The sequence below is a fragment of the Mesotoga infera genome (assembly GCF_900157305.1).
Classification (GTDB): Bacteria; Thermotogota; Thermotogae; order Petrotogales; family Kosmotogaceae; genus Mesotoga; species Mesotoga infera.
The window spans coordinates 586,495-610,186 of sequence record NZ_LS974202.1; the positions used below are offsets into that span (position 1 = coordinate 586,495).

General features: G+C 50.4%; 22 protein-coding genes. 12 read left to right on the forward strand and 10 right to left on the reverse strand.

Features of this window, described 5'->3' with window-relative positions; genetic code table 11:
• Nucleotides 1–8: 8 nt before the first annotated feature.
• The 3 genes from purB to cysS are packed head-to-tail and all read left to right on the forward strand — an operon-like array spanning nt 9 to nt 3,986.
• Nucleotides 9–1,307 (forward strand): adenylosuccinate lyase, encoded by a 1,299-nt coding sequence (purB, locus tag MESINF_RS02730; RefSeq protein ID WP_169698425.1) that lies wholly within the window; start codon nt 9–11, stop codon nt 1,305–1,307.
• Between the two features lie 4 nt (nt 1,308–1,311).
• Nucleotides 1,312–2,565 carry an adenylosuccinate synthase gene (locus MESINF_RS02735; RefSeq protein WP_169698426.1) on the forward strand — a complete coding sequence of 418 codons (1,254 nt, stop codon included), beginning with the start codon at nt 1,312–1,314 and terminating at the stop codon, nt 2,563–2,565.
• A 32-nt stretch (nt 2,566–2,597) separates the two neighbouring features.
• Entirely contained in the window at nt 2,598–3,986 is a 1,389-nt protein-coding gene (cysS, locus tag MESINF_RS02740; RefSeq protein WP_169698427.1) for a cysteine--tRNA ligase, read from the forward strand.
• 47 nt (nt 3,987–4,033) lie between these two features.
• On the opposite strand, the gene MESINF_RS02745 is transcribed toward cysS, so the two are convergent.
• On the reverse strand, nt 4,034–5,038 hold the full coding sequence (locus MESINF_RS02745) for a GNAT family N-acetyltransferase (protein WP_231936823.1): 1,005 nt from the start codon (nt 5,036–5,038) through the stop codon (nt 4,034–4,036).
• A gap of 15 nt (nt 5,039–5,053) precedes the next feature.
• On the reverse strand, nt 5,054–7,021 hold the full coding sequence (locus MESINF_RS02750; RefSeq protein WP_169698428.1) for a S9 family peptidase: 1,968 nt from the start codon (nt 7,019–7,021) through the stop codon (nt 5,054–5,056).
• A 108-nt stretch (nt 7,022–7,129) separates the two neighbouring features.
• On the opposite strand from MESINF_RS02750, the gene MESINF_RS02755 reads away from it, so the two are divergent.
• Together MESINF_RS02755 and MESINF_RS02760 are read left to right on the forward strand one after the other, a co-directional pair.
• Nucleotides 7,130–7,732 carry a pyroglutamyl-peptidase I family protein gene (locus MESINF_RS02755; protein WP_169698429.1) on the forward strand — a complete coding sequence of 201 codons (603 nt, stop codon included), beginning with the start codon at nt 7,130–7,132 and terminating at the stop codon, nt 7,730–7,732.
• Nucleotides 7,729–8,478 carry a nitrilase-related carbon-nitrogen hydrolase gene (locus tag MESINF_RS02760; protein ID WP_169698430.1) on the forward strand — a complete coding sequence of 250 codons (750 nt, stop codon included), beginning with the start codon at nt 7,729–7,731 and terminating at the stop codon, nt 8,476–8,478. Before MESINF_RS02755 ends, MESINF_RS02760 begins: the two co-directional genes overlap by 4 nt.
• An 8-nt stretch (nt 8,479–8,486) precedes the next feature.
• Here the strand turns inward: MESINF_RS02760 and MESINF_RS02765 are convergent, their stop codons facing one another.
• Nucleotides 8,487–8,747 (reverse strand): (2Fe-2S) ferredoxin domain-containing protein, encoded by a 261-nt coding sequence (locus MESINF_RS02765; RefSeq protein WP_169698431.1) that lies wholly within the window; start codon nt 8,745–8,747, stop codon nt 8,487–8,489.
• Between the two features lie 154 nt (nt 8,748–8,901).
• Between MESINF_RS02765 and MESINF_RS02770 the strand changes: the two genes are divergently transcribed.
• Both MESINF_RS02770 and MESINF_RS02775 read left to right on the forward strand, forming a co-directional pair.
• Nucleotides 8,902–9,579: a response regulator transcription factor gene (locus tag MESINF_RS02770; RefSeq protein WP_169698432.1), complete on the forward strand. Its 678-nt coding sequence runs from the start codon at nt 8,902–8,904 to the stop codon at nt 9,577–9,579.
• Complete coding sequence (locus MESINF_RS02775; RefSeq protein ID WP_169698433.1) at nt 9,560–10,837, forward strand: sensor histidine kinase; 1,278 nt, start codon at nt 9,560–9,562, stop codon at nt 10,835–10,837. Before MESINF_RS02770 ends, MESINF_RS02775 begins: the two co-directional genes overlap by 20 nt.
• Nucleotides 10,838–10,968: 131 nt before the next feature.
• On the opposite strand, the gene MESINF_RS02780 is transcribed toward MESINF_RS02775, so the two are convergent.
• Both MESINF_RS02780 and MESINF_RS02785 read right to left on the reverse strand, forming a co-directional pair.
• On the reverse strand, nt 10,969–11,931 hold the full coding sequence (locus MESINF_RS02780) for a threonine synthase (RefSeq protein ID WP_231936824.1): 963 nt from the start codon (nt 11,929–11,931) through the stop codon (nt 10,969–10,971).
• A gap of 229 nt (nt 11,932–12,160) precedes the next feature.
• A complete protein-coding gene (locus MESINF_RS02785; protein ID WP_169698435.1) occupies nt 12,161–12,961 on the reverse strand; it encodes a GNAT family N-acetyltransferase in 801 nt (266 codons plus the stop codon).
• Between the two features lie 125 nt (nt 12,962–13,086).
• On the opposite strand from MESINF_RS02785, the gene MESINF_RS02790 reads away from it, so the two are divergent.
• The 3 genes from MESINF_RS02790 to MESINF_RS02800 all read left to right on the forward strand — a co-directional run bounded on the left by MESINF_RS02790 (nt 13,087) and on the right by MESINF_RS02800 (nt 16,032).
• Nucleotides 13,087–13,296, forward strand: a complete 210-nt coding sequence (locus MESINF_RS02790) for a hypothetical protein (protein WP_169698436.1) — start codon at nt 13,087–13,089, stop codon at nt 13,294–13,296.
• A 239-nt stretch (nt 13,297–13,535) separates the two neighbouring features.
• Complete coding sequence (locus tag MESINF_RS02795; RefSeq protein WP_169698437.1) at nt 13,536–14,210, forward strand: protease inhibitor I42 family protein; 675 nt, start codon at nt 13,536–13,538, stop codon at nt 14,208–14,210.
• Nucleotides 14,211–14,250: 40 nt separating this feature from the next.
• Nucleotides 14,251–16,032 carry a GGDEF domain-containing protein gene (locus tag MESINF_RS02800; protein WP_169698438.1) on the forward strand — a complete coding sequence of 594 codons (1,782 nt, stop codon included), beginning with the start codon at nt 14,251–14,253 and terminating at the stop codon, nt 16,030–16,032.
• Here MESINF_RS02800 and MESINF_RS02805 read toward each other — a convergent pair.
• The 3 genes from MESINF_RS02805 to MESINF_RS02815 all read right to left on the reverse strand — a co-directional run bounded on the left by MESINF_RS02805 (nt 16,029) and on the right by MESINF_RS02815 (nt 19,538).
• The gene (locus MESINF_RS02805) at nt 16,029–16,694 is read right to left on the reverse strand and encodes a nitroreductase family protein (RefSeq protein WP_169698439.1); all 666 of its coding nucleotides are present in this window, start codon (nt 16,692–16,694) and stop codon (nt 16,029–16,031) included. The genes MESINF_RS02800 and MESINF_RS02805 overlap by 4 nt on opposite strands.
• A gap of 139 nt (nt 16,695–16,833) precedes the next feature.
• Nucleotides 16,834–18,108, reverse strand: coding sequence for a metallopeptidase TldD-related protein (locus MESINF_RS02810; RefSeq protein WP_169698440.1), 1,275 nt, complete (start codon nt 18,106–18,108; stop codon nt 16,834–16,836).
• Nucleotides 18,108–19,538, reverse strand: a complete 1,431-nt coding sequence (locus MESINF_RS02815; RefSeq protein WP_169698441.1) for a TldD/PmbA family protein — start codon at nt 19,536–19,538, stop codon at nt 18,108–18,110. Before MESINF_RS02815 ends, MESINF_RS02810 begins: the two co-directional genes overlap by 1 nt.
• 214 nt (nt 19,539–19,752) lie before the next feature.
• Between MESINF_RS02815 and MESINF_RS02820 the strand changes: the two genes are divergently transcribed.
• Nucleotides 19,753–20,502, forward strand: a complete 750-nt coding sequence (locus tag MESINF_RS02820; protein WP_169698442.1) for an ABC transporter ATP-binding protein — start codon at nt 19,753–19,755, stop codon at nt 20,500–20,502.
• A complete protein-coding gene (locus tag MESINF_RS02825; RefSeq protein WP_169698443.1) occupies nt 20,495–21,682 on the forward strand; it encodes an ABC transporter permease in 1,188 nt (395 codons plus the stop codon). Before MESINF_RS02820 ends, MESINF_RS02825 begins: the two co-directional genes overlap by 8 nt.
• Nucleotides 21,683–21,715: 33 nt before the next feature.
• On the opposite strand, the gene MESINF_RS02830 is transcribed toward MESINF_RS02825, so the two are convergent.
• Nucleotides 21,716–23,005: a PhoPQ-activated protein PqaA family protein gene (locus MESINF_RS02830; RefSeq protein ID WP_169698444.1), complete on the reverse strand. Its 1,290-nt coding sequence runs from the start codon at nt 23,003–23,005 to the stop codon at nt 21,716–21,718.
• The gene (locus MESINF_RS02835; RefSeq protein WP_169698445.1) at nt 22,998–23,678 is read right to left on the reverse strand and encodes a hypothetical protein; all 681 of its coding nucleotides are present in this window, start codon (nt 23,676–23,678) and stop codon (nt 22,998–23,000) included. The genes MESINF_RS02830 and MESINF_RS02835 overlap by 8 nt, the downstream gene beginning before the upstream one ends.
• Nucleotides 23,679–23,692: the final 14 nt, after the last annotated feature.

Below are 23,692 nucleotides of genomic sequence, written 5' to 3' on the forward strand. Positions count from 1 at the left end.
GGTTGATTATGATCGAGCGTTACGCGCTTTCGCCATTGAAGGAGCTCTGGGAACTCAAGGCCCAGTACGGGAGATGGCTTGAGGTTGAGCTTGCGGTGGTAAAGGCCTATGAAGAGACCGGCCGTGCGCCGGCAGGAACGACGGAAAAGATAAGATCTAAGGCGAGAATAGATGTCGAAGGTATCGCGGAGATCGAAAAGGTAGTCGATCACGATGTCATCGCCTTTATAAAATACGTTACGCGTGAGATGGGCGACGAAGCTCGCTATTTTCACCTAGGCCTCACATCGTCGGACATAGTCGATACGGCCCTTTCGCTGGCCGTGCGTGAGTCGGGCCTGGCGATAATACGGGCTCTGACGGAGCTTTCGCAGGCTCTAGGGGAGCAGGCTCTCATCTACAAGGATACTGTATGCATGGGACGGACCCATGGGATACACGCCGAGCCGACCTCCTTCGGTCTGAAATTCCTTTCCTTCATGGTCGAGACCGATAGGAACATAAAACGACTCAGCAGGAGCGTGGAGACTTGCTCGGTCGGAAAACTGAGCGGTGCCGTGGGCAACTACGCCAACATATCGCCAGAGGTTGAGGCTATCGCCCTCAGGGAGATAGGTCTGAGGCCGACGGAGGTATCGACGCAGATCGTTCCGAGGGATATCCACGCCGAATTCATCTCGGCCATAGCGATAGCGGCCTCTTCGATCGAGAGGATGGTCGTCGAGTTTCGGCATCTCCAGCGGACGGAAGTCCTGGAGGTCCAGGAACCTTTCAAAAAGGGACAGAGAGGCTCTTCGGCCATGCCCCACAAGAAGAATCCCATAATCTGCGAGCGTCTGACCGGAATGGCCCGGCTTCTGAGAGGTTATGCCGCCGCTGCCCTGGAGGATATAGCCCTCTGGCATGAAAGAGATATCTCTCATTCCAGCGTCGAGAGAATAATGTTGCCTGACGCCACTATGCTCCTGTACTATATGGCGAAGAAGTCTCTCGATCTGGTGAGGGATCTGGTAGTGTATCCCGAGAGGATGCTGGAAAACTTCAAAGCCTCCAGAAATCTGGTCTTCTCCCAGCGTGTAATGCTGACGCTTGTCGAAAAAGGCATGACAAGGGAGGAAGCGTACAGACTCGTCCAGGAGCTCTCCATGAAATGCTGGAACGAGGGTCGCGACTTCAAAGAAGCCGTTGAGAAAAGTCGTGAGATAGGAAAGTACATTGATCCGGACGAAATAGATGAACTGTTCGATCCCGAGTATTACCTGAGAAACGTAGATCCGATCTTCAAAAGAATCTTGGACGGAGGCTGATCCAATGCAGAGACTGGCCATTGTGGGAGCCCAATGGGGCGACGAAGGAAAGGGAAAGGTAGTCAATTACTTCTCGAAGGATTTCGAGTGGATAGTCAGGTTCTCCGGCGGGGCCAATGCCGGCCACACAATATACGTCGATGGCAAGAAATATGTGAATCATCTTCTGCCTTCGATACAACCCAGGAACGCTTCCAGGGGCTTTCTTGGGGCCGGAATGGTAATAGACGTGGAGCAGCTAATTAACGAGTTCGAGACTCTGGAGGCCGACTTCCCGGGCATCTCCTGCCGGTTCTACATAGACCCGGAGGCCTTCGCAGTTCTCCCCTGGCACAAAGAGGAGGACGTGCTGCTCGAGACTATGCGTAAAGAGCCTATCGGAACCACGGGCAGAGGGATTGGCCCCTCCTACACCGACAAAGTGTCGCGAGAAGGCCTGAAACTCTATACACTCTTCGACGAGAACCTGCTCAGGGAGAGGTTGGAATCGATCTACCATATGAAACAGAATATATACAACAACAGGCTCACCGTTTCGCCGGAGGATATGTTCAAATACCTCCAGAAGCTGCGCGGCGAACTGGAAAGACTGAAGGTAAATTTCACCAGCGCCGTAGATATGTCGCGCGTCTTCAGGAGTACATCGGTACTCTTCGAAGGAGCCCAGGGCGTTCTGCTCGATCTCGATTTCGGAACTTATCCCTTCGTGACCTCCGGAGCATGCATGGCACATGGCGTTTCGTCGGTCGGTTTCTCTACATTCGAGCTAGACAGCGTTTACGGCGTGCTGAAGGCCTACACCACAAGAGTGGGGGCCGGTCCCTTTCCCACCGAGGACTTCACCGAAACTGGAGAGAAGATACGCGAGATAGGCAAGGAGTACGGCGCCACCACCGGAAGGCCGAGGAGGGTGGGCTGGCTCGACCTGCCGGCGTTGAGGTACGCCAGGATCAGATCGGGGCTCACCGGATTCGTCATAACCAAAGGCGATGTGCTCAACGGACTGGAAGAAGTCAAAGTCTGCGTGGCTTACGATGTGGATGGGGTGGTGAAGGAAGTGCCCTCTACCTCGTACGATTTCTTCAGGGCAAAGCCAATCTATGAGACGGTAAAGGGCTGGCCCACGACCGACCACATAAACTTCCTGAAGTACATGACCTTCATCGAGAGAGAGACCGGCGTCGAGATCGACTACATCTCCTACGGTCCTAAAACCGAAGAGATGAAGACCAGGAACGACCTGATAATAAATATTTGATCCCCTGACGGGGAAAGGAGGGAAGGCAGAGCATGGATATACGACTCAACAACACGATGTCGAGAGAGAAGGAAGTCTTCAAACCGCTGACTGCGGGGGAGGTGAAACTCTACACCTGTGGACTGACCGTTTACAACTACGCACACATAGGCAACTTGAGGGCCTATATCTTTGCCGATACCCTCAAGAGGATGTTCCTTTTCAACGGCTACAAAGTGAACCACGTGATGAATATTACAGATGTCGGCCACCTCACCGGCGACGAAGATGAAGGCGAAGACAAGATGGAGGCCGGTGCCAGACGAGAAGGAAAGACCGTCTGGGAGATCGTCGATTTCTACACGAAGGCTTTTTTCAAAGATTTGGAAAGATTGCGTATACTCTTCCCCACGACCACGTGCAGGGCGACCGAACACGTGAGCGACATGATAGAGATGATAAAAAAGATAGAGGCCAACGGCTACACTTACATTGCCGGCGGAAACGTCTATTTCGACACGTCCAAACTTCCCGATTACGGCAAACTCGCCAGACTGCAACTAGATGAAGATAGAATGAGATCGAGGGTGGAAAGCGATCCATACAAGAGAAACCCCTTCGACTTCGTGCTCTGGTTCACCCGGTACAAATACACCAACCACGCGATGCAGTGGGATTCGCCCTGGGGAAGAGGCTTCCCCGGCTGGCACATAGAGTGCTCGGCCATGTCCTCCAAATACCTGGGCGAGAGGTTCGACATACACACCGGCGGGATCGACCATATCCCCATACATCACACCAATGAAATAGCCCAGAGCGAGGCGGCCTTCGGCCACGAGTGGGTCAATTACTGGTTGCACTCGGAGTTTCTCGTGATCGGAGAGGGCGAAAAGATGTCGAAATCGCTGGGCAACTTCATCACCCTCCAGACGCTGATCGACATGGGTTACGATCCAATGGATTACAGGTATTACCTGCTAGGCGCCCATTACAGAAAACAGCTGGCCTTCACCTTCGAAGCTCTCGATGGTGCGAGGAACGCCATGAAAAGACTCAAGATAAGCATAGCCGAATTGAAGGAGATTCAAAGCCCTTCAGCCGTAGCCGATCCTGAACTGCTTGAAGAGTTCCACGAGGCCATCAACGACGATCTCAACACGCCAAAAGCCCTGGCGGTGCTATGGAAGGTTATCGATAGCGAAGATCTGTCGGCCGGTGAAAAACTCGCGCTGATAGAGCAATTTGAAAGGGTGCTGGCGCTCGGACTGGCTGAAGTCGAGAGCGACACGATACCCGGAGAGATCGAGGAGCTCGCTCTGCAGCGAAAGCAGGCCAGGAAAGATAGAAACTGGAAAAGGGCCGACGAATTGAGGGAACTGATCTCGGAGAAGGGGTACGAAATCCTCGACGACCGCGACGGGTATAAAATAAGAAAAAAGTGAAGACCGGCCGCGAAAGCATCGCCCCGGTCTTCCGTTGTGTCCGTTCTTTAGAGGGCCGGCACCCAGATCACGGGCCGGCCCTTTCTGGGTATTTCTTTCTTTTCGAAGATCATTATGTCGAAGGGTATTTTGAAACTCAGAGGGCCGATCGCGGGCTTCAGGCTGCCCAGAGTGCTGTCCCGTGCAAAATTGAGTAGAGTCACTTTCTCTTTCCAGGCTTCTTTGTGGATCTCCGCGACCACTCTTCTGGCGGCACGGGGAGTCCTGTAATCGAGAATGAGCACATCCCATATCCTGAGCCTTTCCTTCATTCCCGGTACACGCGCCAGAGGCGAAAGGAGATACTTGCCTATTACCTGGAAAAATCTCAATCCGGGTGACAACTTCGCTATCCCGAAGTCCGACTCTCCCGAAGTGTCGAAGACAAGCGCGCTGGCTCCCTCTCCAGTGAAGAGTTTCAACCTCTTCTCTTCTATCATGGGTTCGAAGACGCGCACATGCTTCGGAACGAGATCGAAACGGCTTGACATGCCGCTGTAAAGCCCGAGCACTCTGTCCATATCGGGCCTTTCCACACAGACTCCGGTATTTTTGATGCGGTGAAGAACGGGGCAGGCGTAGAAATCCAGCGTCGCAAATCGAGAAAAGCCCATGTGTGCCAGGATCTTCTTCGAGGCCGTATTGTCAGCCTTTACGGAGGCGTAGGCGAAATCGAATTCGCTCTCCCCGTATCTGTTTTCGAGCTCCTGTATTATCGCCTTCAACCATCGGGCTATCTTCATCCTGTAGGCCGGATTGGTTCTCAAACCGAAGAGATATATCGCTTTTCTCGGTACGGAATCGACAAGGTACTCGTCGAAGGCTATACCGATGCAGCCTATTATGTCACCCTTCTCCTCTGCAACAAGAATGGAGCCTTTACTGTAATACTTCAGCCTGTCGAAGAAGTTTTCTTTGTAGCCTACGACCCAGATCTTACCCTCCTGCGCCGATCTACGCTCGATATCCAGAAGTTTTTCGTTATCCTCTTTTGTGGCGAACCTTATATCCAATATGCCTCTCCCCGTCTATTTTTTGAGATGGGTGTCGAACCATTCGACGATGGCTTTTAGTCGCTTTTCACGGTGCACCGGCATCCCGCCCCTGGAAAGTTCGTGGTTTTCACCGGGGAAGAGTACCATCCTGGCCTCTTTTCCGAGGTATCTCAGGACGGTGAAAAATTGCATCGCCTCAGGCACCCAGCACCTGTAGTCTTCCAGAGAGTGTATGAACAGTATGGGTGTTTCGACATTAGGCGCGTAAGTGAGCGGCGACTGGCGGAGATAGCCCTCCAGGTTCTGGAAAAAATCGTCGCCTATCTGGTCGGGCGCGAAATAGTATCCTATATCTGTCGTTCCGAAGAAAGAGATCCAGCTGGATATCGATCGCTGTGAAACGGCCGCCTTGAAAACATCGGTGTGGCCGACGATCCAGTTGGTCATGAAACCGCCGTAGGAACCGCCCGTGACGCCCAGTCTCTCCTCATCTATGAAATCATATTCATTCACGACAAACTCAAGGACTTCCATAATATCGTCGAAATCGCGTTCGCCGTAGTGGCCTCTTATGTCGGCGAAATCCGTGCCGTATCCCGAGCTCCCCCTGGGATTGCAGTAAACTACCGCATATCCCGAAGCCGCGAGAGCCTGGAACTCGTGCATGTAGCCGTTACCATAGGCCGTCTTGGGACCTCCGTGTATTTCTACTACCGCCGGGTATCTGCCCTTTTCGTCGAAGTCAACAGGCTTCATTATCCAGCCATCGATGACGACACCGTCGGAGGCCTGGACTTTGAAGCTTTCTGGCGCCGATAGCTGATAGCCTTTCATCCAGGAATTGAAATTGGTTATTTTTTTTGTGCCGGTCGCTTTGCTGCAGAATAGCTCGAGAGGCTGTACCGGTGTCATCTTCGTGTAAACGAGATCACCCGAATCGTTGATGTCGAAGCAATCGATGCTCCCGTCGGATAGCATAACATCCTCCACTTCACCGGTCTTATCCATCGAGATGATTGTGGAGTCCGGTCCCGAGGTAATTATCGAATATAGCTTTCCATTTTTAACCCTGAGCGACTTTCCAGACAGGCCCCTGACATCGCTGTTGAGACTGTTTCCAAAATAGAGATCGAGATCCCTGCGGAGAGGCTTCATCTCTTTGCTCTCCAGATCCACGAAGTTGAAATAAGGGTTCGTAGGAAAGCCCTTAGCCAGATCGGTGCCTAGAACGAAGAGCTCGTCGCAGGAGGCCCATACACAGGCGTACACGGATATCGAATCGTCTCCGATCCTCTCAGGACTTCCGCCTTTCAGATCGAGAATATACAGGTTGTTCCAGCGCGGGCGTCTCTCTGCATCCTCTTTGACGATGATGGCAGCTCTCTTTCTGTCTGGCGAGATCTCGACCGATTGCACATCGCCCTTGACTGCTTCCAGGGGTTTCATCTTGCCGGTCGCGACGTTCAGCATGTAAAGTTGCGAGATCCTGTTTTCGGTGAAGCCCGATCCATTCGAAACAAAGGGGATTTTGTCTATCACGTAGGTTCTCTTCTCGACCGGTTCCTCCTCGACTGGTTTCTCCGGGTTCTCGCCGGGAGCCGCTTTCGTGGTAAAGAGTATATTTTCCTCGTCAACCCAGGATATCGACGAGAATCCCCCTTTGAGAGTCTTAACCAGCCTACTTTCACCTCCACCGAGCTTCAGCAGGTAGAGTTCCGTGCCTTTCGTGCCTTTCGTGCCTTTCGCGTCTTTCTCTCTCCTGGAAGTGAAGAGCAAACTCTTGCCTTCAGGATCGACCACGGGCGAGCCGTCTTTATCGCCCCTGGTGAGCTGGGTGACCTTACATGTGGAGAGGTCGCCGGACCAGATGTTGCTCAGGTATTTGTTGTTCTCCCTGTCTATGGTCTTGTGAACGAAGAGAAATTCCTTTCCGTTCGGGAGAAAGTTTACATCGCCGACGGCCGAGTATCTGTGAACGTCTTCGAGCCTTATTTTCTTCAAACCAACCACTCCTTGTCAAAATCTTCCGAAATTTCTCGTCCAGACTGTACACTCGGGTAAAATGATATCAATGATATCATTGTCTTATAGAGATTGCGAGGTGGAGAAATGGTTATCCTGAGTCATTTTGAACCCTTCGGCGGCGACGGGATCAACGCATCGGAGATCGTCGCGCGTAAAGTAGCCGGCACAAGATCCGACCTGAGGGTGGTCGAACTTCCCACGGTCTTCGACGACGCCTTCATCCCTTTGATGACGGAAATCGAGAGAATAAAGCCAGAAGCGATAATCATGCTCGGTCAGGCCGCAGGAAGGACGACCGTAACTCCCGAGAAGGTGGCGATAAACTGGAAGGAATCGACAACTGCCGATAACAACGGTTACATAGCCCGTGGAGAGAGAATCTCGATCTCGGGCGCCGATGCTTACTTTTCTACGCTCCCTCTTGCGAAGATAATCGACTCACTTCAGAAAGAGGAGCTGCCAGTATCTCTCTCTTTCACGGCCGGTACCTTTGTCTGCAACTATCTCTTCTACAGAACGATGGAGTATCTGACCTCGACAAGCAAGTGTCTTCCGGCCGGGTTCGTGCACATACCCTGTATCCCCCGGCAGGCGGTTGGAAAGAACGGTCTGGCATCTATGGACGTGGCCCTGTCGGCCGAAATTCTATCCCGGATCATAGACGTTATCGTTGGTGGTGGAAGATGATCATCGGTGGAGCGGCCTTCGATATAGCCTGGGAGGACCCGGTAAAAAACATGGAAAAGATCGCGTATATCTTCGATCGGGCCTTTGAAAACCATGTGGAGTTACTGGTCTTTCCCGAGATGTCTTTGAGCGGCTTCTCACTAAATCCCGAAAAGACCTACATACCCGACAGCGAGGTCTTTTTCGGTGGACAGGTGAGGAGAACTTCGATCGCGGCCATCTACGGTCACGTGAAGAGAGAGCGGTCCGGTTATGTCAACTGCGCGTCCTTCTTGTCAACAGACCGTGGACCGGTCACCTACGGAAAGCGCAAACTCTTCACTTACGGCGACGAGCACAGAAGCTACTTTCCCGGCAGTCAGGCCAGTTCTTTTATTCATCGCGGTGTCGAAATATCTCTCAATGTATGTTACGATCTCCGCTTCCCCGAACTTTTCAGAGAGAACGTGCCGGCCGAACTGATGGTGGTGATAGCAAACTGGCCGACCACAAGAGCCAGACACTGGGAAGTTCTTCTCAGGGCCAGGGCGGTCGAGAATCAATGCTTCGTCTTGGGGGTAAACAGGACTGGCAGCGACGGAAAGGGAATAGAGTACAGCGGCACGGAGTCCATGCTGATCGATCACAACGGAGACGAGATCGAGGTGGAAAGGATTGGAGAGCTACTTATTTGGGAGTTGAAAGATGAGGCTATGGAAAGAATGAGAGCCTGGAGAAGAAAGTTTCCGGCCCTCGAAGATATGTAAGCCCCGGTTCATTTACCGTTTCTGTTTTCGATTCGGTTCAGTACCTCTCTTTGAAAAAACTCTTCGACGTTTTCCGGCGAAAGCCGGTAATACCTCTGGCCATCGACCTCCACCACCACACCCTCCGAACATGGCCCCATGCAGAAAGATGCCCTGAAATCGATGCTGTCGGTCAGAGAGGTTTCGTCGATCAGCTCCTGCAATCTTTTTGCGATCTTCGATGCACCAAGAAAATAACACGCACTTCCCATACAGATCTTTATTAACATAAGTACAACTCCAGTTGTGATTAGTTTCACAATAATATTATATTCTATTCCTGCCATTTTCCTGTTGAATGATCTGTAAAAAAACATACTCATCACATGGGATTTCTCTGCACGCCCCCACCGTGATATTATTCTCACGAAGGGTGGGATCGTCTTGAAGATACTCGTCGTGGAAGATGAACACGACCTGGGACTGCTTCTCAAAGAGGTCCTCGAGAACAATAACTACGCGGTAGAACTCTCCGCAGACGGAGAGGAAGGCCTTTACATGGCCCTGAATGGCCCCTTTGATCTTGTGGTGCTCGACGTTCTCCTGCCGGGTTTATCTGGTTGGGAAGTGCTCGAGGGGATGAGACGAAAGGGCTGTGCTACACCCGTGCTGATGCTTACGGCACTGGATGGCGTCGATAACAAAATAAGGGGTTTCAATCTGGGAGCCGATGATTACCTTTCCAAGCCCTTCGATATGCGCGAACTTCTGGCTAGGATACAATCGCTTCTGAGAAGAACCGGACCCGTCGCGTCGTCGACGAATGAGCTCGTTTGCGGTGATCTGGTGCTGAATATGTCCGACAAGAGTGTATATCGGGGCTCGACGAAAATCGAGCTGAGAAAGAAAGAGTACCAGATACTCGAATACCTGATGATCAACAGGGGGAGGGTGATTTCCAAGAGCGAGCTCGAAGATCATATCTGGAACGAAGAGGACGAGCTCTGGTCCGATGTCATCCGGAGCCATATAAAGAACCTGCGCAAGAAGATAGATGGTGGTTACAGAAAGAAACTGATAAAGACCGTGAGGGGTATGGGCTATGAGATCAGTGAAGAGTGAAGAGCTCTCCTTTAAAAACGCAAGAATACGATGGACAACATTCTTCACCATGGTCGTCGTTTCCATAGTATCGATCCTGTGCGTGATAGTCTTCTTTTTTGCACTGCGATACGAAACCAAGGCTTCTTACGCCGGTCTGAACCAGATGGCCGACAGGATAGCCACGAGAATCGGCAGAGCACCCCTGATAACACTGGAGAGGATTCTTAGAAACTACGCCGAGAATCCCGATCTCTTCACCGCCGAGAACGAGTACATGCAGTTTCTCAGCACTTCAGGCGAAAGTATACTGCAGCTTGGAGGGAAGCTGATCAGCGTAATTCCTCTAAAAGAAGGTTTTGCAAACGGTCTGGTGGTGGATTACTCAGACAGGGAAAGCGAATACAGGCTTCTTACAAGAGCGCTCACCGGTCTAGCCGGTCAGTCGGTCTTGTTCATGAGGGTCGGTAAACCGGTGAGCGAACTCAGCACCATCATGAGAAACCTGTTTTGGGCACTCCTGAGTCTTGTTTTACTGACAGCCGCGATCTCGTGGGCGATCGGTCTGGCGCTTGCTGGATACGTTCTGAACCCCTTGAAGGAGAGCTACCAGAGACTTCAGCGTTTCACTGCCGATGCTTCACATGAGCTCAAAACACCACTCTCGATAATTAGGCTCAGCCTCGATATGCTTGGAGAAAAGGAGCTCGATCCCGAGGTTTCGAGTAAAATCGGTATGATCGACACTGCGACCAGAAACATGCAAAACCTCGCGAACCAGCTGATAACTATGGCGAGAATACAGGGCTCGCAGGAAAGTAAGATAAAAGCCGAACAGGTAAACATAAAGAGATTGCTGGAGGACATCGCTTTGTCTTACAGACCGCTCTCCGATCCGAGAGGGATAAAGATCGAAATAGAATGCGAAGACGACCTCCTTTCGAGCGTGATGAAAGAGCCGCTCACCACATCGCTGGGCAATCTTTTAGAGAATGCCATCAAATTCAGCTACGACGGAACCAGAGTCGTTCTTAAAAGTTTTTTAAGAGACGGGTATCTCCACATTCAGGTGATAGACAACGGTCCGGGCATAGAACTCGAGGAGCGTGAAAAGATCTTTGAAAGGTTCTACAAATCTGAAAAATCTCACAATAGTACGGGGAGCGGAATGGGACTCGCCATCGTCAGAGAGCTGGTGGGAACCATGAAAGGGGAAATAAATCTCGTAAGCGAACCAGGCAAAGGCAGTACCTTTGAAATAAAACTGAGGGCCGGGTAGAGATTTGATTCAAGAAGAGAAAAAGAGCCATCCAGACTCAGATCACGAACCTGCCCACGGTAATGGGGGCAAAGATCAAGAGTATCTCGAAGCGATACTAGACGATAATCAAACCGTAAAAGCCTTACCAATCACAGTGCGGCCTCTAGATCTCCGATAGATATGCTTTCTACCGATAAACTATGTCTTTCAAGTATCGAGGGGTATTTTAGTCCAGACCCGGTGATCACCGAGACTATCCGTACCTTCTTCAGAGGGGTCAGTTCTTTCAACTTTTTTATCGCCGCGACCGATGTCACAGCGGCCGGTTGAGCGAACAGCCCCTCTCCGGCCAGTCTCGATTGCGCCTCCAGTATTTCTTCATCTTTCAGGCAAAGGGTCAGACCGCCGTTTTTTTTGAGCATCCGAAGAACGGCATTCCCGCTCGGCGGGAAGGGATTCTCTATGGCGTGTGCTATTGTGGAGGGATCTGGAACCCTCTCTATTTTCTCCCAACCTGAATCGAAGGCGTTGTGTATCGGTGCGCAGCCGCAGGCCTGAACGGCAACCATGACTGGCATTCTTTCAGAAAGGCCGGCCTCTTTGATCTCTCTGAAGCCCTTCTCGATACCCCGAATGTTGCCGCCCGAACTGGTCGGAACGATGACGAAATCTGGCACTTTTTCACCGAGCTGTAGATAAATCTCGAAAGCGATGGTCTTCGATCCTTCGACTCTCATCGGTACGTCTGAATTGGAGAAGTATATGCCCTTAGAAGGACCTGTTTCGAGGGTTCTGCGGTAGAGTTCGCTATAATCTCCATCGACTTTGATGACCCTCGGCCCGTATATGGCGATGGGGCGGATCTTCTCTGAGGGTATGCCTTTTGACACAAGTATCGTTGTATTCATCCCCATCCGCGCGCCGTAGGCGGCCACCGAAGCCGCCATGTTGCCGGTAGATACCGTCCCGAAGCCTTTGTACCCCTTTTCAACGGCGTCCAGCAGAGTGAGATAGGTTCCCCTGTCTTTGAAAGACCAGGTGGGATTTGCGGATTCGTTTTTGAGATAGAGCTCGAAGTCGAACTCGGAGACGAACGCGAACGACCTGGGCATGGGCGTCCATCCCTCCCCCATTGAAAGAGACGATTCATCTTTCAACGGGGGAAGAAACGACGAAAAACAGTTCAAGATACCCTGTCTTTCAGGATAGAACCTTTTAGATCCCCTATTAGACAGGACTTCCAGAGGCTCTCCACAGCCACACCTGAAAGCGGGAGAGTCACCTGGATATTCTTTTCCACAACCGGTGCAGATCAATCGATACAATTCTTCCTCCGGGAGTTCAGATGCTTATCTGGCTGATAGTATACTGGAGTACCTCTTGAAAACCCAACCTCTTCGCTATAAGGACCGATGGATTGTTAGAGGCTTCACACTGCCAGTCAACTATCAAACCCTTCGAACAACTCTCTTTGACGCAGGCCAAAGTGACCTTTCTACCAAAGCCCAGCCTTTTGAAGCCTTTCAGTGTTTCGGCCCCGAGTTCTATATGGTTCTTTGACCTGTAAACCCCTATACACAGGCTCACGATTTTGCTGCCTTCCACGGCACAAAAGCCGAGACTTTTCTCCAGGAAACTCTCGACATTTGGCCAGAAAGAGAGGATCCATCCTGTAAGATGTTCGATGTTTTCCAGACCACTCTCCAATAACTCCGCGGTGACTTTAACGGCCGAATCACTTTCAATGGCGCTTGGGCCGAAGCCAGACGGGTTGAGTCTGAACAGGTACCTGAGCATAGGTTTCGGTTCCAGATCGCTTAGAAGATCCCTCGCGCATCTCTTCGCCTTTCCGGTCGAGTAGAAGTTGAGCACGGGAATACCCTTTTCTCTGGCGGACGGAATCAGGTACTTTTCCAGAAATTCGGCATACTCTCCCTTAGACTCCTCTCCGGGATCTCCACCTATCAACACAGTGTCGTTGCAATTCCAGACAATAACCGAATCGGGTTTCTCTTCGTTGCAAACGAACAACTTCCCCAATGTGTTTCCTTCTAAAATCGATGGCACAACAAGATTATAAGAAATCTCACCCAGCAAAGGTCTGACACGGGAGAAGTCCTCAGAATGGAGTTCGACTAACATCTGTAATCTCCTTTCGTCTGGGCTAGTTAATCAATTCTACTTCATATCCACTTTACAATGCAACACAATGTGATATGACAATGTTTTTCACAGGAAAATGGTAAATTATTCGAGGAGGTGATGGTTTGGAGAGTAACGGCTATATCGACGTCGATGGGGTGACTTACAAACTCGTGAGCAGACAGAAAAGCAGGCACAAGCAAATTAAGATAAGAACGCGCGGTCCGATGGGAGTGAGATTGGTGAGAGAAGAGAGCTTTTTCAAGAGTAACAGGGAATACTTGAAAACCCTCGTGAACGATTCACAGGTTAGCATTCCGCTGGGAAAAGAGTGAAACCTCCGCGCATATGGCCGGTTTTGAATCTGAAGAAATTATTTGTGGCCGGAATAATCCGACCGAATAACGAATCGAGTTATGTGCTTTTTGGCACGGAATTTCATATAATGGATTTAGAGAATCCAGAGTATGAATAATACTATCGAAAGATTTATTGAAACTCGGGCCGTGGTAGGATGATTTTTTAGATCTGTTTTATAGATAGAGAAGTGGTTTTCAATTAAGGGAGGTAAAGCATGAAGAAAAGTTTTGTCCTTGTTTTGCTACTGGTCTCAGCGTTTACGGTTCTATTCTCGAGTGAATTGAAAGATTCGGGCAACTGGATGAAAGCGACACAGCTGGCCGTTCTCGAGATCGATGAAAACCCCACCACCGGTTACCTGTGGCACATAAGCGTGGAACCTTCCGGTGTTCTCCGCAATTTTCTCGAAGAATACATGACAGGTTCGGCCTTTCCGGGCGCACCGTCTGTCAAGGGCTGGATAATGACGGCCGCTAAAGAAGGAAAGGCGCTGCTCACTCTCAAACTCTACAGAGACTGGGAGGGAGAGAGGAAAGCCATAGATTTCAGGGCGGTGACGGTAGATGTGAGCGGAGAGGAGAAGGGCCAGGTGGATCTGAAGATAGTGTTGAACGAGCTGGAGCTCGGATCGACTGCGACCGTGACTCTGGAAGAAAATGGCAGCACCGGTTACACCTGGGGATATCACATTCTTGGAGAGGGCCTTCAGGAAATCAAGAAAGAGACCATCGCGGATACCAGCGGTCTGGTCGGGGCTCCCGCGAAAGTCATATGGACCTTCCAGGCCGTAGATAAGGGTTATACAACCATTGTGTTCAGATACTTCAGATCGTGGGAAGGAGAAGGATCGGCTGTTGACTTCAGGGCCTTCAACGTGCTAGTCGAGTGAGCGAAGTTAGCAAAAAAGTACGATCCGGGGTGAATTTCTCTTGAAAATACGTTTCGGCTGGTTTCGAGTTTCAGTCTTTCTCATATGTGTCTTCCTTGCGGGGGTATTCGTTTTCGTTGTACCCTCGGAGAAACCCTCAAGGCTTTTGGCCGTTATCAGCGAGTCGGTTCTGGTCGGCGCATCTCTTGTGGTGGCTTTCGTGCTCAAGAGGAGTCTCGTTCACCCCGGAATTCCCACGGGACTCCTGCTTATATCCCTGTCGGTCTATATGGATCTTTTGCAATCCATAACCGGGCTCATGCTCTTCGAGACGCTCGCCGTTGCCCTGTCTGTCATGGCGGTAATTATTCTACTGTATTATATAGTGCTGCATGTGAGGAATCTGAGAATCATGATGATCGAGCATGAGATCATTATAAACGATTCCAATATAGGGGTAATCTTGCGCAATCTCAAAGATAACAGCTTTCGTTTCAACGAAGCGGCTCGCAGGATACTCGGCTATGAACCCGAAGAACTGAAAAGCCTCTCCATTTGCGATATTGTACTCCCTCAAGACTTGGGATTTCACGATGAGATGATAGAGAGAGTTATGAAAGGTGAAGCGATATTCCCGTTCGAGGCGAGATACGCCGGAAAGAATCGAAAACAGATAGACGTTCAGGTGAGCGCCTCGCTCGTTAAAAACGGCAAGGGAATTCCCGATTATATTATGCTTGCCTTCAGAGATATAACCAGGATCAAGGCGATGGAACTATCTCTAATGGAACTGAACAAGTTCCACAGGGCTTTGAACGAAGTGGTGACGGAAGCTCTAGAGAGCGGCTTTGATGACAACACATACCACGATTTTCTTTTCAAGTGTGTTGAAGCCTTTCCCGGAGCTGACGCCGGTATATTCTTGCTTAAAGAGGAAGATGAGAGGTTCCATTACGTCGCGGCCTGCAACTACGACTTTGAAGAACTCAAAAAGGTATCCTTCGCCACCGATGAACTGATTCAGGCCAACAGCGACAGGGTGATGGTGATAAAGGATTACGCTGTTGATTACGAGATGGACGATGAGCGTCAGAGAATACTCCTTACGGCCGGCCGCCTCAGAGAAATCAAAAGCACCATAACCATTCCCATACTCATCGACGGCAAGGTCATGATGTACTTCAACCTCGACAGTCTAGAATCATCGACCGCTTTCGACAATCCCGAAATCCAGGAAATCGCAGCCAGTTTCGGCAGGGCGGTGGCCGTTCTCCTTTCGAGGCTCCGGCTGGAGAGAGAGCTGAACAAACAGCGCGAACTGTTGGAAAAGCTTTCTCTGGAGGATCCACTCACGGGCCTTCCCAACAGACGGTATTTCTTCGATTACTCGGCCAGACAGATCGAGTACCTCCGTAGAATGGGCGAAGAAATGACGATTCTCTATCTGGACCTCAATGACTTCAAAGGTGTCAACGATACGATGGGACATGATTTTGGAGATGAATTGTTGAAGGAAGTCGGAAAGGGATTGAATTCCATATGCCGCAGTAGCGATCTAATAGCCAGAATGGGCGGCGACGAATTTGTTTACGTTCTGCCCTCTACCGGAAAAGAAGAGGCCGCCGAAGTTATAAAGAGGATAAGGAATTCCTTCAAAGAGCCTTTCATTGTTGAGAACAAAAGTATCTATCTTTCGACGAGCATAGGGATAGCCCTCTTTCCCGAGGACGGCAAGAGTGTACGCGAACTGCTGATAGTGGCCGACGAGAGAATGTACTCCAACAAGGGCCGAACGAACGGAAAGACAAATAAATCCAGAATCGAGGATGACCTCTCCTGTTAGCGCATGATAAGCCTGTATTTTTCACCGGCCGCTTTCTCTATCGATACATTTTTGAAGAATTCTTTCGCCGCGAGAAAGGCGTGGGCGAGAACTATCCCCAGATCCAACCAGTGGTGATTACCAAGAAGATCGGACTTTGTCCAGATGTATAAGCCGTCCTTCTGCACGCTGAATTTCCAGGGTTGTCTGTTCATGGCCGAGGGTGCAAGCCTGCAGGCTTCAAGTATCTGTAGTAGTTTCTCGTCCTGGGGGATAGGCCCTTCAACAAGAGCCGGGAGTTCTTTTCTCTTTCCCATACCGGTCAACAGATCGTTCAGAGAAAGTTTGCCGGTCTCCTCTTTACCCACAACTATCCCGGCCGGAGCGGCGTTGATCTTTATACTCGCGTTCCAGCAAGTGGCGAGATTCATTTTGGTGAGCTCAAGTACTATCTGCTCGCCCTGAAAACCGTACTCCACAAGGCATGAGGATTTGTCCGGGCAGGGAGCGTATATGACACCCGAACCCTTGTTGTGATCGGTTAGAATCCACTCCAGATGACGGGAATGGAGAGAAGAAACACCGGCCATGAATTCCTTGATATGTTTTTTCTCATCTTCGGAGAGGTTGTAAGGTAGGAATTTTCTTGTAGAATGCCTAATCCTTATCGTCTCGATTATCATTACTCCTCCTCCTTTCGCTTCACCAGGTACCGGCCTGGGGAATTTCTTTAAGCATTGACTACATTCCGAGGCTTCAACTGTTATGCGAACTTCCTGTCTGTATATTAGATTGAATCCACTGCGACTTTTGTTCGAGCGATCATTCACCGGATATATTGAAGCCTTCTATCATCATAGATTTTGGCCCCAGGTAATCGCTTTCCAGTTCGACTTCGCGCGATAGATAAAGAGATTTGATGTCTCTCAGATTGCCCGTGATCGACCCGCCGGTCACCGGTATTCTTTTTGTCCCATCGAAATACCAGCCCAGTCTTATCTCTCCCCCGAAATCGCCGGTCGTCTCGTCCACTTCGACGGCGGAAAAATTGGGAACTTCCAGGTGCGGGCTGGATCTCATCTCTTCGATACCCATACTGCCAGGGAGCAGAGAAAAGTTCATTGCCGATCCGGTGGTTTCGACACCGAGGTAGCTGGAGTACCTCAAGTTGCCCCAGTACCCCTTGAGCAGACCGTTCTTGACTATATCTCTTCTCATCAATTTGAAACCATCCTCGTCGAAGGGGGCTGAAAAGTAAGATCCTTCCAGGTCTGGAACGAGGCTCAAGTTTATTCTGTCGCCTGTCTCGTCTCCCTGCACCGACTCTCCGGGCTCAACCTGCGAGATCCTATCGTACTTCATCCTGGCGCTCGACTGGTTGAGATAGTACCGCGCGACTTCTTTGGTCGGGTCGCCGGTGAGTATTACCGGTATCGCCTTAAGGGAGGGAGTCGATACGGCCTGAGATCTATCGATCGCCTTTCCCAGGAGATCGGTGATTCTTTCCTCTATTGTTCTCTTTTCTGGAAGCGATAGCAACAACTGGTCGTACAGCTCAACCTCTTCCTTCCCGGAGGCATTCACGATCGTCTCGATATACGTTCTGTATCGGGTGTAGGATACATCGACACCTTCGGAGTTGATTGTCCTGTGGCCGTTCCTGGTTACGAACAGTTCCATCGAGTTGAGCCAGGCCCTCTCGCGGTTATCGGCCCTGAAAATCGCCCCTATCGCGTCCGATGAGAGTTCCTGAAGGTCGTGATCAGGCGGTTCCAGTCGTTCCACCATAGAAGAAACTAACGGATACCAAGGATTCTTCACGAAACCGGCCGCAAAGGCAGTCTCGTCTATCGCGACCTGCAATTCGTCATCCGACATCGTGGGCGATAATCTGGTGCTGGAACTGCCCCTGTACTTCTTTCCAGATTCGTAGAAATCTCTGTAAACGGTGAGGTCGAAATGCCTCACTTTCTTCGCCCGACTCAGATCCAGTTCTCTCTTGACGAAGAAATATTCCTGACCTTCGATGAATTTCTCCTCTATTTTCCAGCCGTTTATATCGGCTTTCTGAAGACGTGAGATTATCTTTTCAAGCATTATCCCAACCTCGCTTTGGCTTTTATGTAAGGTCCTCCGGAGGAAACCTTTGCGAATTCTTTGTGGCCTTTGCCGCAGGCACCGGTTCCGGAGAGCTCGATTTCTCCGGAGACCATGGAAATCGATTTCAACAGGGTGGGAACATAACCGGTCATCATCACGGGAGATACGACCTTTCCGGTTAATTTCCCATCCTTTATCTCTCTGCCGTAGGCGATCACACACTGGATTCCCCAATTTTTCGGATCTTCCATACCGCTGTAATAATTCTCCAGGAGATATCCATACTCGATAGAAGAGATCATCTCTTCCAGAGAGTCGGACCCGGGGGCAAAGTAAGTGTTCGTCATTCTGGCGTACGCTTTGCGTTCGAAAGACTCCCTTTTTCCATTTCCGGTGGGTTCGGTGCCCAGAACCGTCGCCGATATGATATCGGATATGCCTCGCTTCAAAATACCCCTGTCGATGATCACTGTGTCGTGGGCCAAAGTCCCTTCATCGTCGAAAACATACGATGAGACTTCCCTTGCAGAAGCGGCACCATCGTGCATTGTGACAAGCTCTGAGGCAACTTCTCTGTCTATGTACTCCACGGCTTTCGCCCTTCCCTTTAAGAACATATCCATTTCCACGCCGTGACCGAAGGCTTCGTGAGCTATAAGTCCCGCCACATCAGGAGAACAGATAACATCGTAAACACCGGGCTCGATTCGCCCGGCCGATAGCAACATGCGCGCGTTTTCAACGACTTTGTCGATCTTGCTTTCCATTTCGTCGAGTATTTCCAGTCCTTTGAGACCCGAAAAGCCCTCGATACCGTATTTGGTGTTTCCGTCGCGCCTGGCCAGCACGTAAAGATACCCCTGAGACCACATGTACGATTGATAAAGGTCTTTCTTGGCCGATACGAAGAGCTTGCTGACCCTCACGTTCTCCATAAGCGTCATCACGTTAACTATCTCTTCGGAAATCGCATGGGCTCTGTCCCTTATGGAGGCAAGTTTCTGGATTATCTCGCCCGGACTCATCTTACCGGGCAGTATCGCCACCTCGCCTTCGAAATCGATCTCGCTTTTCTCTTCCTCAGGCGGTGTCAGAGAAGTGTAAGAGAGCGAAAGCTCCTTCACGCTCTTCGAAGCGCTTCCCGTTCTTTTCCTTACGTATTCGGCGATTTCCTCGAGGGAGTCTTCATCTACTTCGTTGAATGAATACTCGAAGTATGTCTGCCCGTCATGCACCCTGATCACGAATCCCCTTTCCGACCAGTCGCTTCCCTTCACGGTGATTCCGGTTGTAGTGACCTTGTAGGCTTTGCCCGCCACATCGGTTCCGAGGATGGAGACATATGGATACGTCTCTCCTAGAAGCTCTACCAGCTTCTTCAAAGCGGGCTTTTTATCGAGTAAAAACCGAGATTTTCCAACTTTCATTGTCTACCTCCTGATTTTCCGTTGTAACTTGCCCTGTTCTGAAGACCATTATACTATAGTTAATCAATAAATGAAATAACTGAAAATACCACTTGATATTATTTACTATATGGCTCATAATATAGAAAGTAATTGAAGTTAAACTAAAATAGCGTTTTTCTGGTTGACCGGGGATTAACATCCCCGGAGAAATTCAACCACAAGGAGGTACAGGATGGTCGAGATCAGTTCAATAGAGAAGACCTTCGAAAGCAGAAAGAAAAAGGTGAAAGCCGTCGATGGAGTGAGCTTCAAGGCGCAACCGGGCAGAATATACGGGTTGCTCGGTCCCAACGGGGCGGGCAAGACGACTACTTTGCGTATCATCGCCACTCTTTTGAAACCGGATTCGGGTAAAGCGCAGGTGATGGGGTTCGATTCGGTCAAAGATGCGACCCAGGTACGCAAGAGGATCGGTTTCCTTACCAGCGACATGAAACTTTCCGGCAACTTGACCCCCAGAGAGTTGCTCCAGTTCTTCGGAGAACTCAACCATATGCAGAACGGCGATATAAAGAAGGCTATCAGGGAAATGGCCGAATATCTGGACATGGGGGAATTTCTGGACAAACAGGTCGGAAAGCTCTCAAGCGGTATGAAACAAAAGGCAGCGATGGCCGTGAGCCTTATTCACAACCCCGAAGTAATAATCTTCGACGAACCTACGAACGGTCTGGACATACTGACCGCGAGAACTGTAACGGAGTTCTTGAAGGATTATCGCAGGCAGGGGAAGACGATAATAATATCGACTCATATAATGGCTGTCGCCGAAAAACTATGTGACAACGTCGGTATAATATTCAAAGGCCGCCTGGTCGAAAACGATTCGCTCGAGGGCCTGTACGGGAAGTTCAACGAGGACAACCTTGAAGACCTCTTCTTCAAAGTGGCCGAAAGAGAGGGGATAATGGAAAATGCTTAGAGACGTCCTCATCATCTTCAGGAAAGAACTGAAAAACGTTTTCAAAGATGGAAGGACCATATTCGCGGTCCTCATACTTCCCATGCTGATCATGCCGATTATTTTCTTGGTGATCAACACCGTCAGCACCTCGCAGGCCAAATCCTTCGAAGAGACCGTGTACGAGGTGAATCTGGTGAATCTTCCCGATGAACGCTTCGAAGGGATACTCGCCGGTCTGATTAAGTACAGGGCCGTTCAGAACACAGACAAAGAGGCGGTTTTATCCAGAGACAATTATTTGATCGTGGAGTTCCCTGCCGACAGCGATCAGAGAATCGCGAGGGGCGAAGGTCTAGACGCGAAGGTTTACTTCAATTCGACTTCGAGAGGCTCTTCCTACGGCGCCCAGATGATTAGAAACGCCCTCTCGAATTACTCGAGTCTCTTGCTCGCCGACAGGCTGGCACAGCACGGTTTGTCGCTGGCCGATCTCAATATGGTCAGCGTTCAGCAGGAGGATGTCGCCCCCGAAGAGTCACGCGGAACGGAGTTTCTCGCGGTTTTGATACCGTACTTTCTGCTGATATATATATTCTCCGGAGCAATGAACATAGGCCTTGATACCACCGCAGGCGAGAAGGAAAGGGGCAGCATGCCGGTCCTGCTCGTGAATCAGGTCTCCAGGACTTCGATAGCGATGGGCAAAATCCTCTATGTGATGATGATCGCGGTGCTCAACAGTGTCTTCACCTTCATTGGCCTGATGATCGCTTTCAGACTGGGAGGACCGGCCTTCGGCGCCGGAGAGATGAACTTCTCGTCTCTTTCTCCTTCCACTCTGGCCGGACTTTTCGTAACACTTCTCACTATGGCAGGGCTGGCAGCTTCGATCATCGTGCTCCTCGGTTCGCTGGCCAGAAACATAAAGGAGGGCGGCGGCTACATACTTCCGATCTACATTTTCGCCGTAGTCCTGGGCGTTGCCACCATGCAAATGGAATCGCCGGACAACCCGCTCCTGTACATCATCCCGCTAATAAACTCGATATTCGTCATGAAGGACATAATAACCTTGCAGTTCGTGAGCTGGCGCTTTTTGCTTATGCTCTTGAGCAACCTGACATATGTTTCGGTCCTGATATTCGCGCTGGCAAAGGTGTTCAACAGCGAGAAGATAATGGATTCCTCCGGGTCGTAAAACCGGCCGGATCGATAAACTCGAAGCGCCCGATCAGGGCGCTTCGATTACTTTTACGGGCGTGGAGATCAGCAGCTCTTTGCCGTTGAAAGTGAAAACTCCCTCTATGTAGAAGGCGTTGAATGAGACTTTATCGACAGTTATCTCCTCTTCTTTCCCTATAGTTTTATATTCGAAGAAGGCCTTTCGGAAATCCCTCACGGTCGAGAGAGAGTGAAAAAAACGCAATTCCACGAGCCTCGAGTCTCTCTCATCGACATTAAAACGCACCTTCACGTTCGAGGCCGTCTCTTCGAGAAAGATCTCGATAGATGGTAATTCCAGCCCGGTATTTAAATGGGATATCATCCCCTGGATCGCCTGAGTGACCCTGTAAACTTCGGTGCCGTGACCGGCGTTGGGTGCGTACACCATGCCGGAGTAACCGGGAAGGTCGTAGATATAAAGGTTGGCCGCATCCACGGGCCAGTATGGATCGTTGGTCCCCACAACGATGAGCTTGGGAAGGTCGAGCGAATCCCTGTAAGTGAAGGGATCCACCAGCTCCAGAAGTTCTCGTTTATTCGGATCGTCGAAGTCGTTGAGTATGCCACTATCCACATACTCCCTTATGGAACGGCTGAAACTTCCCCAAAATTCAATCTGGTGACGCATCTGGTCGACGAGGTTGAGGTTGTCGTAGGCTATTGGAACGATACCCTCCACTCTCTCATCGATCGCCGCCGTGAGCCAGGTGGTCCACCCCCGTTTCGATCCTCCGCTCAGAACGAACCCCTCGACGCTGTCGCCGCTGCTCGTGGCGTAATCCTGGATTAGATTCATCGAAACTACCGTCGATTCGACCATCGGTACGAGCGCCGGCCACCGTGGATCACCGGTTCTGAGAAACTCCAGAAAAGTATGACTGATCAGCCAGTCCTCCCTCTTTCCTCCAAAGAGCGGCTGGTTGGGAACATCGAAGAGAACGGCCACGTACGCCCTGTTCTGGAGCGCCATTAGCCGGAATACCGCCAGCTCATCCTCGGAATAAGAGTAGTCGCCCGTTATGAAGATCAGAGCCACTCTCGACTGAACACTCGGGGGCCGGATGATAAGCAGGTGGTTCTGCCATTCGATGCCCTGCCAGGTGAAAGGAGTGAAAAGAAGGGTTTCTATCCTTATCAGTCCCGCCGACGGAGTATCCACGACCCGGGCTCCGGCTTCGGCCAGAGTTTCCGGAAGCGATTCCTCGTACACTAGTTCACGTAGATTGACGGCGCACGAAAAAGTGGCGGGCAGAAGAAAGAGAAAGAGGAATAGATAACCGATTTTCGACCTAATCACTATCGACAACCTCCAGTAAAGTATTGGCGGCGTTGCGTATCCGATCAACCGCAGAGGCCTCTCCCTTGAGGCTTATGCCTCTGTTGTTCAAGATGAAATCGATCAAGACTTCGAGATCGAAGAAGTAGTGAGTGAAAAGCTCGCCCGCCTTTTCGAAGACGGCTTTTTCGACCACGGCATCGACGGGTAGCTTCCTCTTCCAGAGCATAGGCTCTTTATTGTACTTTCTCCTGGATTTATGGATTTCTTTTATTTCGCTGATCTGAATGAAGAGAAACCCATCTTCCTCTCCCAAACCGGCGAATATCTCTTGCCTTTCGTCGGAACAGGCCGGATGAAAGTAAACGGCTCTACCGTTTTCCAGCAGGACTCTGAGGACCTTCTCCTCCTCTATCGCTTTCATCAGAGTCTGCCGTATCTCGGTTCTGCTGGGGATTTCTATACCGAGTGAACCTGAGAATAGAGAGGGGATATCGTAAGGCTTAGTATATGAATAACCCGATTTCTCTCTGGAGTAAGAGAGAGGAGCCCCGAGATTGGTCCTCAGGTACCTGATATCTCTCTTGGCCTGTCTGGTAGATATACTGAACTTTTTCGCAAAATCATCGAGCGAAGGCAACCCATCTTTCGAAAGATTGCTGTGAAGCCATAGAAGACGTACTTCACGGGACATAAGAAACACCTCCT